Genomic DNA, 17,688 nt, shown 5'->3' with positions numbered 1-17,688 from the left:
CTACCATGTCTCACTAATTGATTATATACTAAAACTATTCAATTATATAAAATTTTTGTCATGAAGGAGCCTTTTTATGTTTGATCAAAGTAAAGCATACAAGGAAAAAAAATTACTTGAAAATGAAATCAAACAACCGATTCATTGTCACATTGAAGAAAGCCTCCCAGATCGACGTATTGCAAGTCCCCATTTTCACGATGCCATCGAATTACTTTATGGCTTCTCTGGAACTGCGTATGTGTTTGTTAGCGGCCAATCATTTAGGCTCAAACCTGGTGATTTAATTATTATCAATGCTCAGGAGGTCCATGGCATTTACGCTGAGAAAGGGGAAAACGTAAAATACATCGTTATCAAACTTGAACCTGAAGTGTTATATTCTACATCTCGTTCTTTATTTGAATCTAAATATGTATTACCGTTTACAATGGGTAAATCAAGCCCACAAACCCTTCTACAAAAAGGAGAAATTGCTAATACAAGTATTCCTAAAAGCATTACGAACATTATGACTGAGTTTTCGAAGCAAGACTTCGGGTTTGATTTTGCTATCCGTATTCATATTTGTTCCATCTTCTTAGCTGTCCTAAGACATTGGCGGAATGTTGGCATAACCGTCGGCATAAACGATGATTTGAGTGAAGATGACCTTCAGCTTATGCGACAAACCTTTCAATTGATTGAAAGTCACTACCATACTCCTTTAACAGCAAAAGAAGCAGCAAATGCCTGTAACTTAAGCTATAGCTATTTCTCAAGAAAAATTAAAGCCACTACTGGGCGATCGTTTACTGAATTACTTAACTACGTTCGTATTACTGAAGCCGAAAAACTACTTACAACTACAGATTTATCGATTACGGATATTGCCACTTCTGTTGGCTATACAAACACAAGTTATTTTATTTCACAGTTTAAGCAAGCAAAGCACATATCTCCCTTGCGCTTCAAAAAAGTTACAAGTAAGTCATTATAAAATAAAACTTTTTTGTCTTGACAGTTTTGATATCGATAGCTAGTATGAATGGTAATTCAAAACGAGGAGGAGTTATAATGATACGAGTTGCCTTATTAAGCCGTTGGCATGTTCATGCTGATGACTATGCTAGAGAAGCAAGTAAGAATCCATCAATTGCTATTACAGTCGTTTGGGATGAAGACCCTGCCAGAGGAAAAAGATGGGCCGATGAGCTTGGTGTCGATTTTGAAAACAGTCTAGAGTACACCTTATCAAGAGAAGATGTTGATGCCGTTATCGTCGATACACCTACCGCCATGCATAAAGAAGTCATTCTTGCGGCAGCTAAAGCAAAGAAGCATATTTTTTCCGAAAAAGTGTTAGCGCTTACGGAGGAAGATGTTGAAGACATTTTTGCTAGTGTGGATGAGCACAACGTTTCGTTAATGCTGTCTTTACCACGTTTAAATGATCCAACCTATCTCTATGCAGAACAAGCGGTACAAAAAGGTCTACTTGGGAAGCTAACCTCGATTCGCTGTCGCCTTGAGCATGGTGGAGCGCTTCCTACAGAATCAAACCCTGACGGATGGCTCCCTGCTCACTTTTTCAATAAAGAACAATGTGGCGGCGGTGCTTTAATTGACCTTGGCGCGCATCCCATTTATTTAACGAACCGATTTGGTGGCGATGCTGTATCCCTTTATGCCGATATGGCATCCTACACAGATAGACCTGTAGATGATCATGCAACGGTAATTGTTCGCTATACTTCAGGAGCGACCGCAACAATTGAAGCTGGTTTTATCGCATCAAAGAGTCCATTTATTCTTGAACTACATGGTACAGATGGAACGATTCTCGTTGAAGAGCGTTCATTACGCATCCAATCTACTCATCTAGATGAAAATGGCTGGATCACGCCTGATTTACCTGAGCAAGCTCCAAGTGCTATGAGCCAATGGGTTGCGCACATTGAGGACGGAGAAGAACCACGCATAACTCGAGAGGATATGCGCTTACTTACACGTATAAACGAGGCAGCTATTCAATCATCAGAAGCTGGTAAACGGATTGAATTAGGGAATAAAAAGCATACGACTGTTTAAAGTAAACACCCTAAGGGAAACAGGATGGATGAGGTGAAAATTATGAGCCAGCAACATACCGTTTTCTACGATGCACAGTGCCCTTTATGCCAGAACATCAAAAAAAGTTTACGTTTTTTGGATCGAGACAATTGTCTACGTTGGATCCCTGTTCAAGAAGTCCGACCTTCAACAAGGCAAAAAGCTCGTACTTTTTTTGCTGATATGGAAAAAGAAATCTATGTATTAACAAAACACGGCCATGTGCTCGTTGGTTTCCCAGCCATTCGTGAAATCCTTTCGTCATTACCTAGTCTAATATGGGTTGCCGTGTTAATGAGACCAGCAGCAGTTGAAGCAATCGGTCAGATCGTCTATCAATTTGTTTCCCATCGACGACACGCATGGTTTGGTCAAACTGAATATAGACGCCCTGATACGATTTAAAAAACGGTTAGCACATTTTGTGCCAAACCGTTTTTTATCGTTACCCTTCCTCCTATTTTGCATATAATAGCTCATCAGCCTATAAACACAAGGAGGGGTTATTCCTTGTCTACAGATAACCGCTCTTCGTCTCTTTTTGATTTACTTCGAGATGAAAAGAAAAGGCGCTACCCTGATCAACCTCAAGTTGCCAATGACAATCAACTTGAAGACAATCATTCTCTTATCTTTTTTGGGTTATGGGTGACTGCAGTTGGAACGATCTTCAATGCGATCGCATCCACAACACAAGCAGACTTAGAAGACGCACTTCGTTCGAATTTCTCTATTTATGGCAACACTCTTGAAGCAACAGGTAATGCATTAGTCGCAGAAGGGTTTGTAACAGGCGGACCCGATAAATATGGAAGCTATATTATTACAATTGGTACGTTGTTTGCTCTCTATGCGGATATTGGCAACTTAACAGAAACGGAAGTCTTACAGACCGAAGTCAAAGGTTCACTCACAGAAGCGCTTGGTACTTCTTATGCTCTTTTTGGTGTTGATCCACCGGAAAATCCTACGCGCTTTCAAGTCTACACAATCTATTCTGCGCTGTTACAACTTTTTGGGAACGGCTTTGAAGCCTTTGCTGGCATCACAGAGCTTCGCGAAGGAAATGGCGAAGCCTTTTACGAAATTGGCACAATCCTTCAAGCAATCGGTGCAGTCTTAACTGGGCTTTTTTATGAGGGAGGCGAGCGCTTTTTATAATGTGTGAATGCTTTCGTTCCTTAATCCATCAATCGTTTCTCTCAAGCCAATTTTAAAGGATGTTGTCAGCCAAGAGTCCAACTCTTTAGCTAATTTCTCACCGTTCAAATAAACAGGACGTTCAGTTAGATACATCATTTCAACAAGCTCTCTCATTTGAGGTGAAAAAATACCTAAAAACTGGATCATTCTTTTCTTTACAACGCGAAACTCTTTTGTGGTCCTAGTTTCTCTCCGAATAAGCTGAAATAGATCTTTCCCTCTTATTAACACACCGCTTACATTCCAAACTTGATTGTACACACGGCTACGCAAGGAGAGTTCGACAATCGCCTTAGCCGCGTCAAGCGTATAAAGAAATTCTCGTTCGACTGTTGGACAGCCAATGTAGTTGGCTTTCTTTCCTATCACAGCATTGCGCAGTGTTTCATGCAACAGCGTATTTACTGCATTGGGACCATACAAGTCAGGCAGATGAACGATAAGTGTCGGTATAGTGCTCTCCAATAACCGTTGCTCCATTTCCAAACGAATGTTTCCTTTTTTCGTGGAAGGCTCTTTTTTTGACGTTTCTGCTACATAGCTATCTTTATCACCATAAGCATAAATATTGTCACAAAGTATTAAGCTTATGTTTATATTTTCAGCAAGAGCTATTAACCGATTAAGAAAGACCATCTGCTTTTTTTCCCATTGCTGATAAGGGAAATTAACGGCATGATAGACGGCATCTGATCCTCTAATCGCTTCAATGAGATCGGTTTCATTTAATACATTTCCTGAAATAAGTTTTACCTTTTTTTCCTCCCCAAACAAAGCAGTTAGTTTGCTTTTTGTTCTTGCAAATGCGACCACTTCTATTCCTCGACTTAACAATTCCTTTGTTAAAGCATAGCCAACTCCTCCTGTTGCCCCTAAAACCGTTACTTGTTTCATCCTACATCCCCTTTTCTGACCACTGGTCAATTAATGGTATAAAAAAGCCTACACGGCTTTCTTATGACAAAATCGCTTTCGTTAGAAATTGAACATGTTTCTTAGCAGCTTCTTCTACCTCCGTGAAGTCGTTCACACGATGTATATAATGTGCAACAAATCCATGAAGAGATACAAATGTTGAATAGACATCTCCGATTGACGCATCGTTATTAGAGAAATTTCCTAACGCTTCAGAAAAGAGAGCATAGCTTTCATTTGCCGCTCGTTTGGATAGTGCGTCAATAGCTGGATCTTTTATCATAAACATGAATTCATAATGAACTTGATAGTGCAGCCCAAACTTCAGGTAACTAAAAAGCAGTTCCATTAGTTTCTCTTCATTTCTAATTGGTTTGGTATGTACCGTTTTTATCATGCCATTTAATAGCTCAAAATAACGAGACACAACCTCATAAAAAAGCTCAGCTTTATTATTAAAATGATAGTAAAGTGCACCGTGGCTACACTGAAGTTCTTTTGCAAGTGAACGCATCGACACATGTTGATAGCCCTTTGTTTGAAACTGTTGATTAGCAACTTCTATGATCATCTCTTTTGTCAATTCGTTCACTGTTGTTCGTCTTGGCGTCATTCTTACCCCACCTAATTGACCACTGGTTAAATAATACTTTATCGTTACGATTAACTGTTGTCAATATTTTTCTGAAAATTAAAGGTTAGTTTACGTTTTTTTCAAAATACACTAATTCAACGCCGCCTTTAACAACTTTACGTTCCATAAGCTGATAGCCTTGAGATTGATAAAGCTGAATAGCCGGTGCATTTTTTGCGCCTGTTGCCACTTTTAACACACAGGGCTCATTCGGAAGTGTTTCAATATGCTGTAGTAGCCTCCTTGCAATGCCTCTACGAAAACACCTCGGGTCGACCATCATCCTTGTGACTTCAATCACTTTGTCAGAATTATCATCAATGGAAACTGCTCCTAGAATAGAATCCTCTTCTATGTATAAATAAAAAACCTCTGTCGTCTTAAGAAATTGTGCAAACGACTCCATCAATGGAGGAATTTCATGAAAATCTAGCATATTTGCCTCAATTTGATAAGCTACCTTTTGCAGTCGGTATAAAGCTTTTGATTGCTCATTATTTTTCACTTGTAGTTCACGTATCATCTTCTACCCCCAACTAAATGGCAACAAATTCTTCAACTGTCCATTTTCTTGACGCTCTTTTAACAGATGTTGTTTCCTTCAAATCCCTTCTTTATGGTTTTTCTCAATTTTATACTAGGTTTGCAATTAACGCGATTCCATTTCAGGCTAAAAGAATAAAACATTTACGTATGTCACTGCTCGCGATTCGTATAATCAACCATTCATCAATTGTGGCTCAGTCATAGTTCCACCAATAGACATTTCTTACGTATCTACTTAAAACCAATACGGTTGGTGAAATTACCCTATTTTGCAAGATTCACTTCAATCCTGTGTTTAAAAGATTACTAGTTTGGTCAGAATGTCTCCTATACCGTTGGTGAGGAGGACATTCTTATGAACACAAATAGAAGGCAACTCAATGGTTTTCTACTTATTTTCACCCTTGCTTGTATCTTGCTTGCCATCACACCGGCCTATGCAGTCGAACAAGGCGAGGTGACTGTTAATACAACGTTAAATGTACGAAGTGGCCCATCTACATCTGCCGAGGTTATTGGTGTAAAATACAACGGCGATATCGTCGAGTTTATTGATGAAGGGCAAGGCTGGGGTCGTCTTGTTAATGGCTCAGGCTACGTTAGTCTGGATTGGATCAAAAAAATTGATGTACAAGCAGCGTCTACGAGTTCAGAGGTAGAACCAAAGCGCATTATGCTCGATCCTGGTCACGGCGGCCACGATAGTGGTGCTGCAGCAAATGGGTTAATGGAGAAAGATATCGTACTAGCTATTGCTCATAAGACAAAACAGCGATTAGAGGAGTTAGGGTATGTTGTCAATATGACAAGGGAAACAGATGTGTTTCTTTCCTTAGAAGAACGAGTCTCCGCCACTTCTTCTTGGGGAGCCGATCAATTTGTTAGTATTCATGCAAATGGCCATACCAATACAGAAGCGAGAGGAATTGAAACCTTTTATCATCCTTCTAGTTCAAGTAGTCAAGTGTTGGCTCAGTCTACACAACAAGCATTACTTCAAGCTACAAGTGAAATAGATAGAGGTGTTAAATCAGAAACATTTCACGTTCTACGTAACAGTAAAATTCCAGCCGTCCTTGTTGAAGTAGGGTTTATCACACATTCTGAAGAAGCGGTTAAATTAAGTGATGAGGCGTACCAAAAAACCATTGCCCATGCCATTGCAAAAGGCATTGTCGAACAATAATACTGTACTCTTTTCTTCTCTCCACTTAAACTATGAATATAGGAAAGAAAGGAGAGTGTAAGATGAAGACGTTCACCTTACCAGGAACAAACTTAGAAGTTTCCAACTTAATCTTAGGCAACATGCGTATTAATTCACTTGATGATCGCGGTATTCAACAATTGCTCGAAACCGCTTATGAACAAGGTATTAATTTTTATGACCATGCCGATATCTATGGCAAAGGAGAATGTGAATCCTTATTTGCCAAAGCTTTATCACATACAGACATTTCCCGGGAAAAGCTTATTTTACAAAGTAAGTGTGGGATTCGTAAAGGTGCGACCGGTTACTACGATTTCTCAAAAGATCATATTCTTACTTCTGTTGATGGAATTTTAAAACGCTTAAATACCGACTATCTCGATATTTTGTTATTACATCGACCTGATCCACTTATGGAGCCTGATGAAGTAGCTGCAGCTTTTCATCACCTTCATACAAGTGGAAAAGTCCGTCATTTTGGTGTGTCGAATCATACCCCTTATCAAATTCAGCTATTACAACGATCCGTTGAGCAGCAGCTTGTTGTGAATCAAGTACAATTTGGTATTGCGCATACACCCTTACTTGATTCAAGTATGTCTCTCAATATGAAGACAGACGAAGCTGTTAACCGCGATGCAGGTACGCTTGATTACTGTCGCCTCAACGACATAACGCTTCAAGCTTGGTCACCGTATCAAAATGGGTTCTTTGCTGGCACGTTTATTGGTAATAAAAAAGATTTCCCTGAATTAAATACTGTTTTAGAACGCTTAGCTGAGACCTATCAAGTTACTCCAACAGCTATTGCCACAGCTTGGATAACAAGACACCCAGCCAACATTCAAGTGATTGTTGGTTCAACCAAACCTACCAGAGTAAAAGAAGCATGTGCAGGATCCTCAATCCCGTTAACACGTGGAGAATGGACAGAATTATATGCCGCTGCAGGAAATCGTATCCCATAAAAAGAAGCCGTCGTATAATCGACGGCTTCTTTTCCTAACGTTCTTCCAAACGAGCAATTCGATCATTTAAATCAGGATGAGTAGACATTAATTTCATCATTGATTTCCCACCATTAATTTTCATTGTTTGCACAGCTGTGTCATCGGTATGATCGTTTGCTTTCGCTCGATTTACGTACTGTTGAAGTGAACGCAAGGCATGGACCATTTTGTCTCGCCCAGCCAAATCTGCACCACCTCGGTCAGCATGGTACTCTCGATGACGCGAATACGCACTAATAACAAGACTACCTAATATTGAGAATAAAATTTGTAAGATAATAATGGATGCAAATTGAACGATAAACTGCAGTTCAGGACGAACAAAACGAGACAACACAATCGCAATAACACGAGAGAAAAAGACAACGAATGTGTTTACAATTCCTTGTAACAACGTCATTGTTACCATATCACCATTGGCTACGTGAGCCACCTCATGGGCAATAACACCTTCAACGGCGTCCTCATCCATTGTGTGTAATAATCCTGACGAGACCGCAACTAATGAACGTTTCTTTGACGGTCCTGTTGCGAATGCGTTCACTTCACTACTTTGGTAAATCCCAACTTCAGGCATGTGCACAAGTCCTGCAGCTCTCGATAAACGATGGACTTTCTCTACAACAGCACGTTCTTCTCTTGACATTGGTCCATCTGGATCAATAACTTTCACTTTCATCATCATTTTAGCAATCCAACGAGACATAGCTAATGAAATGAATGAACCAGCAAAACCAACAATTGCACTAAATAATAAAATAACCGCAAATTGAATTGAACCATCGCTTGAAACAAACGACCCATCAATCCCAGTAAATTGTATAATGAGTGACCAAACGATAAAGATCGTTGTTAGAACAAGAATGTTTGTTCCGATGAACAACATAATTCGTTTCCCCATACTACCCCTCCAAAATAACTTCTTTTATCTAGTTTACCATGGCTACCCTTCTTGCAGAATAGAATCTCCGCAATTTAAGCGATGTTCACATTTCTGTTACATTTCATCTTTAACGGTAAGCCCTAATAATCGAGCAAACCCAATGGCTTGTTCTTTCGAGACGATTAATCCTGCAAGTAGGTCTTGTGAGGCTTGAAAAGAATGATATGTACAAGTGCTAATGTCGACTCCTTTTAAAGAGGTTTCGTGAAAGGAGCATTCATCAATATCACACGTATCAAGAGTCAATTGTTTTAATTTTGCGTGGGCCACGTTGACTTGTCTTAACGAAGAGCGAACAAACTGCGTTCCTTTTAGCGTGACATCAATAAAATTGCTTACGTTTAAGACGCAATTGGTAAAAGTAGAATGCGACATATGAGCGTTAGTAAATTGGCTACCAATAAATTTACAGTCAATAAACTCAACGCGATGAAATAGACTTTCTGATAGATCTACATTTGAGAAGTCACAATTTACAAATCGTACATCGGTACAATCCGCTTTCATCATGTGCGAGCGTGCAAATGTACAACGAGTAACGACACATTTAGAAAGGATTAGCTTTTCTAAAAATAAATCACTCAGGTCTTCTTGACTTATGTTCGAACAGACAAGTTCTCGGTCTTCTTCATCCAACACCCATTGCAGTGATTGTTCTACAAGGGTTTCTGGAATTCTAGGAGTTTCCTTCTTCATTTCGTTTCACCACCTGTCAATAAAATAAGCTAAGCTCATTGTTACACAACGGCTTAGCCTTGTATAGAATTACTTCTCCTCTGTTTTTATAAGGTCACTTAAATCAATGATTGGGCGAATTGGACGCTCTACAGGCCGTTCTACTGGTTGTTCTACTGGTCGTTCGTTACAAGATTTACATCGTTTTTTACAGCGACAACCTGGACAAATTCTTGCAGAAAAGCCTTTTGCAGGTTTGTAGTGGCCGTCTCTACCAGATTCATAATAACTCATAAGATTCACCTCCCAAACCTAAGGGTCTTGTATACCTTATGCATTGGGATAGGGGATTGCGTGGACAAAGGTCCTGATATGTATACCTAATTCTTCGATTTTTCATCAAATAGAATTAAATAGACTTCTTGGAAGGAGAATGAAGTCTTTATAAAGAAACAAAAGGTTATACTGCGATTTTTCTATCAAAATCAATAAAATGAAAAATAGACATGGTTTCTTTTACTTAAAAGAGGAGGTATTGCATTGGACTATGTTCAATCCTTACGACAAAAAGTGGGAACACAACCTTTAATTTTGCCTGGTTCCGTTGTGCTAATTGTGAATAACCAAGGGGAACTTCTGCTTGAAAACCGAAATGACGGGGGCTGGGGGTTACCAGGGGGATTAATGGAATTAGGAGAGTCTTTAGAACAAACAGCAATAAGAGAGGTGAAAGAAGAAACTGGACTGGATGTAAAAGATCTTCAACTTCTTGGCGTATTCTCAGGTGAAGCATACCATTTTACATTCGACAACGGTGATGAACTATACTCCGTCACTGCTGTTTATTGGACGAATCATTTTAGTGGTACCCTCAAAGTGAACTCTAATGAATCGAAAGAAGTTCGATTTGTAAAAAACCTTCCTTCAACATTAAAGGATGAATATAAGGACTATATCTTGCCTTACTACCAATCCATACTAGCAACAATCCGATCGTCTGAATCCACATAAATTCAGCAATCGGATTACGCTCTTGCTATTAAGATCGTTAAATCAATTGTGATAAACGAACATCCATTGTTGATATAGTCGCACCTTGCTTCTTTTTGAACGGTCCAGCCAAGTGGTGACATCTCAGCAATCCACTGACGCTCCTCTGATGTAACCTCTTTTTGATAGGAAAGAGTATGCAATTTCGTGTTTTTAAAATGATGGTTAAACAGGTCAATCGTTTTTGCATTTGAATACTGCAGTTCTGACGCTTCAGCAGTATAGGCACGTAATTCCTGTAGATAGCGAGTTCCTGGAACAACCTTAATTAGCTTACCTCCAGATGTTAACACACGCTTAAATTCGCCATAGTTTGATGGCGATAATATGTTTAAAATGATGTCGACGGTTTGATTACAAAGAGGAACGTTTGCAAGATCCCCAACTATCCACACATGATTCTGATACGCCTTAGCGGCTTGTTGAATACCATCTTTTGAAATATCAAGTCCTACTGGAAGAATAGTAGGAAATCGCCTTTTAATCTCATTTAGATGAGATCCTTCACCAGTTCCTGCATCAAGTAATAGATTCCCCTCATCAAGCTCTTGTACCAGTCTTTCATGCATTGGCGCATACAATTGTTTCTGTTGTATAATGGACCGTCTTGCTTGGAATAAAGGTTTGTCATACTGACTTGATCCTGATTGAGTTAGGGTATAAAGGGTTCCCTGCTTCGATAAATCAAATGAATGAGCTTCAACACAAACTAGTTTATACACACCTACTACTACTAATGTTTCCTGACAATAAGGGCATCTTAATCGCCCTTCTAATTGTCTTAGTAAAGACGAGGCCATGTCTCGTTTACTCTTCAATTCCCCCATACGTCACCTTCTTTCAACTATTTACTGTACCACATGTATTCTAAAAAAAGAATATTACGCTCTCTTTTTGAGACTAAAAAAGCAGTGAAAATCTTTCTATTTTCGTTGCAATCTGTTAAAATTAGTACGAATATACTGTAAAGCATGAATGAAAAGAGGCCTCTTATGCTCGATCAAACAGCAAAATTATTATTTGTTTCATTAAAAAAAGATATGGAAGCGAAGTTAAATCGAGAGCTAACAGTAGAGGAAAAGAAATTTCTTCAAGAACTTTCAAAAAAGAATAGTCAATCTATGAAATAATGGAGCTATCAATGCTTCTAACATGCAAAAGGCAGAAGGATACGCCATCCTCCTGCCTCTTTATTTTTCCGTACGCTAATTGAGCTCTTGTACGTCTTTTCCTCCTTTAGCTAGCAAGTAGAAAGCTGCTAAAGCAGAAACGCTAGAAAGAAACATAATAACCCCCATTGGTACTGCCGTATCTTCACCAGCTATACCGACAAGGGGTGCCGTAATAGCACCAATGACAAAAGGTAATAATCCGAGTAATGCCGAAGCACTTCCAGCTCTGCCACCTTGTGACTCCATTGCTAATGAAAATGATGTTGTCCCGATCATTCCGATCATTGATACGAACAAGAAAATAGGAACAACAATTGAAAACAACGGCCCATTAATTATGGTCATAATCAGTAAGACACTACTTGCAACAGTAGCGGTTACTAAGCCAAAGCGTAAAAAGGAGCGCTCAGGAATAATACCTGCATACCTACCAACTAAATGGGTTCCTACAATAATTCCTAGACCATTTACACCAAATAGTAAGCTAAACACTTGCGGTGACACATCGTAAATCCCTTGATAAACAAAAGGCGTTCCTGATACATAGGCAAAAATCCCACCCATCATTAAACCTTGAGTAAAAGCAAACCCCATAAATGTTCGATCTAAGAGTAAGCTTTTGAATGTTCGCAATGTATGACCGATACTACTTTGTGTTCGCTTTTCTACTGGCAATGTTTCCGTTAATCGGTTGATAACAATAAGCACGATGATCAAACCAAGTAGCGCCAACGAGATAAAGATCCAGTTCCAGTTTGCTCCCGGTATTAATAGCACTCCACTTCCGAAAACAGGCGCTAGAATAGGGGCCAACCCATTAATGAGCATGAGTAAAGAAAAGAACTTTGTTAATTCTCTTCCATTAAACAAATCACGAACAACTGCCCGGGAAATCACAATTCCAGCAGCAGCAGTAAAGCCTTGCATAAACCTTGCCACAATTAACGTCCCTATATTTGGTGCAAGCGCACACGCTAGAGAAGCAAGAACATAAAAAAAGATTGAGATTACAAGCGGTTTTTTCCTTCCTTTTGCGTCACTCATTGGTCCAACAACGAGTTGACCTGCTCCTAACCCTAATAAACAGGCAGTTAAACTTAACTGCACAAGTGAAGCTGGTGCTTGAAGGTCTGAAGCAATAGAAGGAAAGCTAGGCAAGTACATATCAATCGTTAACGGTCCGAAGGCTGCCAATGTTCCAAGCAATAAGGCTAAGCCAAACCGTTTACGTCCTATAATGGATGTTTGTTCCAAGCTACCCCTTCTCTCCAAAAAATGAAATCGATTTCATAAAGCCACCGTCAGTAGATTCCTTTCTATTTTGCCACTGTTGTAGCTGAAAAGAAAGAACTAATTTCTGGTTTTTAAAAAAGAAGATTGCTCTTACTCTCATTCGGGTACGTTAGTAGGGGTACTAATGAAAGGAGTACATTATAATGTTTACATTCATTGACTTAGCACAGCTGATTATGTCTGCAATCATTATTTTACCTATTGTCACCGTCATTCGTGAGTCCGGTTACTACTTAACAGCGGTTTTATTAGGAGCTTCGAATAAAAAATTAGTCGTTGGAAGTGGACCTAAGCTTTTTTCCCTAAAAACCATAGAGGTACGCCGTTATTTTTTTATGTATAGCTGGATGGAGTATGAAGAACTCAACCCAAGAAATCGTTTTTGGCATGGGTTTATCTACGCTTCTCCTATTTTATCGAGCACTATCGTAGGAGTAATTGTGAACGCACTCTTAGCAGCACAACTTATTCCCGACAATATGTTTTGGAGCACTTTCATGTTTTATGTTTTTTACTTTGTCTTTTTTGACCTTATACCCGTTTATCTTCCAGATGGGCAACCAACGAACGGAAGAGCGATTTTTGACTTAATTTGGCACGGGCAGCGATCTGATTATGTAAAGAATCAAGAGCGTTCTTACACAAGCTCTCAAGAAAAAACGATGCAAAACCGTGATAAAGATAAACGGGAACGTGAAGATCATTCAGACCCCGATCAAGATGACCATAGAGACGGGTATACGAAAGAACAAAAAGAAACGATTGCTCATAGTGAGGAAAAAGAGGAGAATTTTTCAGACCATACGAAAAGAGAGGAATCGCAACGCCTCTCTTAATAGGTATGGGTTCCCACATAAGGATCTTCCTGAAAATAATAGCCCCACAATGAACGAAACTGGCCCAATTCTTTCATCCATTCTTTCTGAGTTTCAATGGTTTGCAAGCGACCTCTTGAAATCGATTCGTGATGGTACAATGATGCTTCCGGGATAAATAAATTTCTTTTTCCTAAACGATAAAGTTCCATACAAAAATGCATATCGTTATAGGAAGATTCAAATGCTTCTTCAAGACCACCAACGGCTTCGTACAGTGTTCGTTTTACCATTAAACACGCTCCTGTAACAGCTAAAAAATTGCGTTGAAGTTGAACGAGTTTTGAAACCGAATCGTTTGTTAACCACCCCTTATAATAAGAATGAATGGGCGCTACATCATTAAAAACTGCTCCTGCATGTTGCACATGGCCGCTACCGTAATAAAGCAAAGCTCCAACAGCACCGATATCTTCTTGAATGGCATAGCCTGCCATATCGTTTAACCATGAACGCGAGATAACTTCAATATCATTATTCAGAAGGACTAGTATCGTGCCTGACGATTGACGCACAGCTTGATTGTTTAAGGCTGAGAAATTAAACGGCCGTTCGTCTCGCACAACCTTAAACCTCATTTCCTCCTTTGATTTCCACGTATTGAATATTTGAAACGTCTTCTCTTCCCTAGATCCATTGTCTACCACAATGACTTCGTAATTTGGAAAATCCGTTTTTTCAAAAATAGATGTTAAGCAGCGATCGAGTAATTGTGGTTGATCCCTAGTACAAATTATAATACTAATTTTCTCTTCTCTCTGTAGGTGATAAGAAACCGAATACAAATTGGCTTCAGCATCTTTTATCGTCACATTGCCATGTAACTTTCTACGAATAAGCGCTTCTTCTATTGCTTGCTTTCCCCGTTCACTTGTTGGCGTAGTGGTCACTGTTGCCCATTGAGTTAAGTCGTTAGCTAATCGTTGTTTATATCCGAATCTTTTTATTCTTACGAGGGAAGAAGCCTGTTCTGTGCTTCGCAAATAGTAATCGTATTCAGCTGCGTGTTCAAAGCGGGAATTCCACTCACCCACCGCTTTAATGACGCTCATTTTGAATAAGACGCCTTTGCTTAAATAGTTGTGCGCCAATAATAGTTCGGGCGACCAATTAGGCTTTTGATAACTAGTCATAAACTGACCTAGTGAATTGACATACACTTCATTGCAATAGACGATGTCCGCATCTTCTTGCATAAACCACGCAACACTGTTCGTACTCAAAAGATCATCCGGATGAAGAATGAGTAAACGTGTACCTTTTGCTTGCTTTATGCCTTGATTGACTAAATGAGCAAACGTTCCGGGGTCTTCTCCCTTGATGATGACTAGCTGAATATCATTTCCTTCTCTTTTTAACAGATCTTCTAGTTCTTGAGGAATGTCGCTATGTACAACAACGATGCATTCCACCGATCTATACGACTGTCCCTTTACTGATTGGACAGACTCTAGTAAATAGTTACTGTTCACATTGAATACGGGAATAACGACTGACACAAGTTCCCCCGATGTGAATAGCGGTGGCTCGTTTTCATCCAGTAAGTAACATGCTTGTTCCTCACTAATTTCAGCACTTGCTAGATTCTCTAACGACGTTAGCTCACGTTTATTTTCTAATAACTTTAGTCCGCGATACCGATTGTAGCTCATTGAATAACTGTTAGCGTTTAGATCAAAACAAAAAGATTGATACTTCTTTGACCAAGCTAGAGAGAGAAAGGTTGCTAATGACATTTGCTCAACTTGCTTTAACTCAATGCTATGTTCACTGGCTATCTCAAACTCCAATGAGAGCTGTAGCCGCTTCGTTTGTGGTGCTATATAGACTGGAAAAACATGCAGATCTGTTTTTTTACAATCAAATAAGCCCACTTCCTCACTATGATTCAGTTGAAACGTTCCTTCAATATCCCAATAAAGGCGAACTGGAACAGACTGATTTCCTTGATACGTCATCATCAGGTATTGCCAACCGCTTGAAATGATCCCATTAACATCATAAATAGCATGTTGATTAGCAGCTGTGTGACTGTATGTTAACTGCATCAACTTATTCCTTTTTTTGAGCGTGGACAATGTATTGAAATGCAGTCGCCCGCTCAAGTAAATCTTCTACAGGAAGTTGAAATGCTTCTCCAACCGATTGTAACGCTCGAATCATTCGATTCTCCCGTTCACCTGTGTTCATCAATTGACTAATGGATTTAATATCAAATCCTTGGCTATTAAAAAGTGCATAAATCTCTGTTTTTGTAAAAAAACGAAAATGAGTTTTATCAAGTAATCCCGATTCTGTGTACGTCCACGTACCGCTTAACAATTGTTCCATAATCGTGATATGACCAACATTTGGGATGCTTGCATAAATTGAACCAGCTGGCTTTAATAAGGCCGAAGCTGTCTCCAGAACTCCCCATGGATCAAGCATGTGCTCAAGCACATCTCCAAAAACAATGCTATCAAACGAACCTGGTGAAAATGGTAATGTTTCCGTTTCAATGTTTGCACAAACCACTTGGTTAAGCCTCTTTTTTGCTTCCTCTGCTGCTTCTTGCACAAGCTCAACGCCCGCGACTTCACCACCAGTCTTTGCTTTTATTGCTTCTCCTAAATAGCCAGCTGCACAACCAATATCTAACACCCTTGTATCGGTAACAGGAATTAAATGAAGTAACGCATGGTTTAGCACGCGGTAATACTGAATGCCTTTTTCATTTGACATTCTCTAGCCCCTTCCTTTAGTCAGGTGCTTTAGTATATGTTCATGTTGCTTGTTCTCATGAAAAAAACATCTACACTAGGCAGATGTTTGACTTTAAACCATATTTACTGTTCTATTTCTACATGTTTCCTTTAAGCCTTTCCTTCCCATTCAAGGCTAAACTGTGTTAAAAATTGTTCCATATAATGATGGCGTTTTTCTGCTATCTCTATGGCAGCATTCGTATGTAATCCGTCTTTTAGCTTTAATAACTTCTCATAAAAATGATTGATCGCTGATGATGGCCCATTACGGTACTCTTCCTTCGTCATCTGTTCACGAACTGCAATGGCTGGGTCGTAGATAGCTTGCTGCTTAGAGCCAGAATATTGAAACGCACGAGCAATACCGATTGCACCCATCGCATCAATTCTGTCAGCATCTTGCACAATTTTCGCCTCTATCGTGCGTAGCTCCATCCCTTTGCTGAACGAAATAGACTGTATAATTTCAAGAATATGATCCACTTGCTTCTTTTCTAATTGTTGTTCTTCCAAGAACTGCTCTACTGCTTGTACCGCTTGTTCTTCGTTTGCTACAAGTTTGTCATCAATCGTATCATGGAGCAATGCAGCCATTTCAACAATAAATACATCTGCCTCTTCCACATGGGCGACTGTTTTGGCTACATTCCTTACTCGTTCTGTATGAAACCAGTCATGTCCAGTTGTATCCTTCTCTAACCTTTGTCTTACCCAATTCTCTGTGTGTTGAAGTATCATCTAAATCCTCCTTCTTTGCTTTGGATAGTAAAAAATGGAACGACATACTATAAAGAAAATAAAGATCACACTCGGCCAAATCCAACGTGTTGCCAATGATTCATTAAGTAAAAGTAGAATCCCATAGCCGATAAGTGGAAATGTAGCAGCAAATGAAGCCAACTTATACATCATTAGAAATGTTAATTTCCGATCTAGTAATTTTGCTACTGACAAAGCGATTGCAGAGATGGCAGCTATTAAAAAATAAACAGCGCCAGAAAAAATAGGGAAGAAGACAAACATAAAATAGACTAGGTAGATGGGCAATGCTAAATCTCCTAGCGCTCCCTCCCTATTTGAAAACGATTGAACCAGTAGCGGAATACAAATAAAAATAAGCAAAATGCCTATGTAAAAGAACGGGACGCCAATTCTCACTCGGTTCAGTTGAAACACGGCTTTCTTTTTAGGAAGCTGTGCACTAACGTTTACTTGCTGAAGAAAGTCTTTCATCTTAAGTACCTCACTCTACTAACATTCCTCTCTATTTTACATGATTTTCAATCAATATGCGTCCATCAGTCATAGTTTAAATCATTCATTT

At 39.3% G+C, this 17,688-nt stretch carries 21 protein-coding genes; 9 read left to right on the top strand and 12 right to left on the bottom strand.

From position 1 onward, the window contains the following. Window positions 1–76: 76 nt before the first annotated feature. The 4 genes from E2L03_RS10595 to E2L03_RS10580 all read left to right on the top strand — a co-directional run bounded on the left by E2L03_RS10595 (window position 77) and on the right by E2L03_RS10580 (window position 3,252). Complete coding sequence (locus E2L03_RS10595) at window positions 77–979, top strand: helix-turn-helix domain-containing protein (RefSeq protein ID WP_051667364.1); 903 nt, start codon at window positions 77–79, stop codon at window positions 977–979. Window positions 980–1,056: 77 nt separating this feature from the next. Then, window positions 1,057–2,070, top strand: coding sequence for a Gfo/Idh/MocA family protein (locus E2L03_RS10590; protein WP_038477701.1), 1,014 nt, complete (start codon window positions 1,057–1,059; stop codon window positions 2,068–2,070). A gap of 42 nt (window positions 2,071–2,112) precedes the next feature. After that, window positions 2,113–2,496, top strand: a complete 384-nt coding sequence (locus E2L03_RS10585; RefSeq protein ID WP_038485324.1) for a thiol-disulfide oxidoreductase DCC family protein — start codon at window positions 2,113–2,115, stop codon at window positions 2,494–2,496. Between the two features lie 105 nt (window positions 2,497–2,601). Beyond that, window positions 2,602–3,252 carry a DUF6944 family repetitive protein gene (locus E2L03_RS10580; RefSeq protein ID WP_095149774.1) on the top strand — a complete coding sequence of 217 codons (651 nt, stop codon included), beginning with the start codon at window positions 2,602–2,604 and terminating at the stop codon, window positions 3,250–3,252. Here the strand turns inward: E2L03_RS10580 and E2L03_RS10575 are convergent. From E2L03_RS10575 to E2L03_RS10565, 3 genes are all read right to left on the bottom strand, one after another. Continuing rightward, window positions 3,247–4,188 (bottom strand): NAD-dependent epimerase/dehydratase family protein, encoded by a 942-nt coding sequence (locus E2L03_RS10575; RefSeq protein WP_134259149.1) that lies wholly within the window; start codon window positions 4,186–4,188, stop codon window positions 3,247–3,249. The two genes, E2L03_RS10580 and E2L03_RS10575, sit on opposite strands and share 6 nt — an antisense overlap. Before the next feature lie 61 nt (window positions 4,189–4,249). Next, entirely contained in the window at window positions 4,250–4,822 is a 573-nt protein-coding gene (locus E2L03_RS10570) for a TetR/AcrR family transcriptional regulator (protein WP_038477692.1), read from the bottom strand. A gap of 85 nt (window positions 4,823–4,907) precedes the next feature. Beyond that, window positions 4,908–5,366 carry a GNAT family N-acetyltransferase gene (locus E2L03_RS10565; RefSeq protein ID WP_055735687.1) on the bottom strand — a complete coding sequence of 153 codons (459 nt, stop codon included), beginning with the start codon at window positions 5,364–5,366 and terminating at the stop codon, window positions 4,908–4,910. 378 nt (window positions 5,367–5,744) lie between these two features. Here E2L03_RS10565 and E2L03_RS10560 point away from each other — a divergent pair, with 378 nt between their 5' ends. Together E2L03_RS10560 and E2L03_RS10555 are read left to right on the top strand one after the other, a co-directional pair. Then, window positions 5,745–6,575, top strand: coding sequence for an N-acetylmuramoyl-L-alanine amidase family protein (locus tag E2L03_RS10560; RefSeq protein WP_051667362.1), 831 nt, complete (start codon window positions 5,745–5,747; stop codon window positions 6,573–6,575). Between the two features lie 62 nt (window positions 6,576–6,637). Next, window positions 6,638–7,567 carry an aldo/keto reductase gene (locus tag E2L03_RS10555; RefSeq protein ID WP_134259148.1) on the top strand — a complete coding sequence of 310 codons (930 nt, stop codon included), beginning with the start codon at window positions 6,638–6,640 and terminating at the stop codon, window positions 7,565–7,567. Window positions 7,568–7,601: 34 nt separating this feature from the next. Here the strand turns inward: E2L03_RS10555 and htpX are convergent, their stop codons facing one another. From htpX to E2L03_RS10540, 3 genes are all read right to left on the bottom strand, one after another. After that, window positions 7,602–8,510, bottom strand: coding sequence for a protease HtpX (htpX, locus tag E2L03_RS10550; RefSeq protein WP_038477683.1), 909 nt, complete (start codon window positions 8,508–8,510; stop codon window positions 7,602–7,604). Between the two features lie 96 nt (window positions 8,511–8,606). Further along, on the bottom strand, window positions 8,607–9,248 hold the full coding sequence (locus E2L03_RS10545) for a pentapeptide repeat-containing protein (protein WP_134259147.1): 642 nt from the start codon (window positions 9,246–9,248) through the stop codon (window positions 8,607–8,609). 69 nt (window positions 9,249–9,317) lie between these two features. Next, a complete protein-coding gene (locus E2L03_RS10540) occupies window positions 9,318–9,521 on the bottom strand; it encodes a hypothetical protein (RefSeq protein WP_124741557.1) in 204 nt (67 codons plus the stop codon). A gap of 246 nt (window positions 9,522–9,767) precedes the next feature. Between E2L03_RS10540 and E2L03_RS10535 the strand changes: the two genes are divergently transcribed. Beyond that, window positions 9,768–10,238, top strand: coding sequence for an NUDIX hydrolase (locus E2L03_RS10535; protein ID WP_055735683.1), 471 nt, complete (start codon window positions 9,768–9,770; stop codon window positions 10,236–10,238). A gap of 14 nt (window positions 10,239–10,252) precedes the next feature. Here the strand turns inward: E2L03_RS10535 and E2L03_RS10530 are convergent, their stop codons facing one another. Further along, on the bottom strand, window positions 10,253–11,095 hold the full coding sequence (locus E2L03_RS10530; protein ID WP_166740273.1) for a methyltransferase domain-containing protein: 843 nt from the start codon (window positions 11,093–11,095) through the stop codon (window positions 10,253–10,255). 174 nt (window positions 11,096–11,269) lie between these two features. On the opposite strand from E2L03_RS10530, the gene E2L03_RS20405 reads away from it, so the two are divergent. Further along, on the top strand, window positions 11,270–11,407 hold the full coding sequence (locus E2L03_RS20405; RefSeq protein ID WP_158318491.1) for a hypothetical protein: 138 nt from the start codon (window positions 11,270–11,272) through the stop codon (window positions 11,405–11,407). A 75-nt stretch (window positions 11,408–11,482) separates the two neighbouring features. Here E2L03_RS20405 and E2L03_RS10525 read toward each other — a convergent pair whose 3' ends face one another. Then, window positions 11,483–12,703: a multidrug effflux MFS transporter gene (locus E2L03_RS10525; RefSeq protein WP_095149767.1), complete on the bottom strand. Its 1,221-nt coding sequence runs from the start codon at window positions 12,701–12,703 to the stop codon at window positions 11,483–11,485. Between the two features lie 182 nt (window positions 12,704–12,885). On the opposite strand from E2L03_RS10525, the gene E2L03_RS10520 reads away from it, so the two are divergent. Then, complete coding sequence (locus tag E2L03_RS10520) at window positions 12,886–13,578, top strand: hypothetical protein (protein WP_176463598.1); 693 nt, start codon at window positions 12,886–12,888, stop codon at window positions 13,576–13,578. Here E2L03_RS10520 and E2L03_RS10515 read toward each other — a convergent pair. The 4 genes from E2L03_RS10515 to E2L03_RS10500 form a co-directional block, all read right to left on the bottom strand. Then, on the bottom strand, window positions 13,575–15,665 hold the full coding sequence (locus tag E2L03_RS10515; protein ID WP_134259145.1) for a glycosyltransferase family 2 protein: 2,091 nt from the start codon (window positions 15,663–15,665) through the stop codon (window positions 13,575–13,577). The two genes, E2L03_RS10520 and E2L03_RS10515, sit on opposite strands and share 4 nt — an antisense overlap. A 4-nt stretch (window positions 15,666–15,669) precedes the next feature. Next, complete coding sequence (locus E2L03_RS10510; RefSeq protein WP_124741555.1) at window positions 15,670–16,341, bottom strand: class I SAM-dependent methyltransferase; 672 nt, start codon at window positions 16,339–16,341, stop codon at window positions 15,670–15,672. Between the two features lie 131 nt (window positions 16,342–16,472). After that, complete coding sequence (locus tag E2L03_RS10505) at window positions 16,473–17,102, bottom strand: HD domain-containing protein (protein WP_038477661.1); 630 nt, start codon at window positions 17,100–17,102, stop codon at window positions 16,473–16,475. Further along, window positions 17,103–17,597, bottom strand: coding sequence for a hypothetical protein (locus E2L03_RS10500; RefSeq protein ID WP_038477659.1), 495 nt, complete (start codon window positions 17,595–17,597; stop codon window positions 17,103–17,105). Window positions 17,598–17,688 lie beyond the last annotated feature (91 nt).

Origin of the sequence: Shouchella oshimensis (assembly GCF_004375095.1) — a bacterium.
Taxonomy (GTDB): Bacteria; Bacillota; Bacilli; order Bacillales; family Bacillaceae_D; genus Shouchella; species Shouchella oshimensis.
This window is presented reverse-complemented; position numbering and strand designations above follow the sequence as displayed.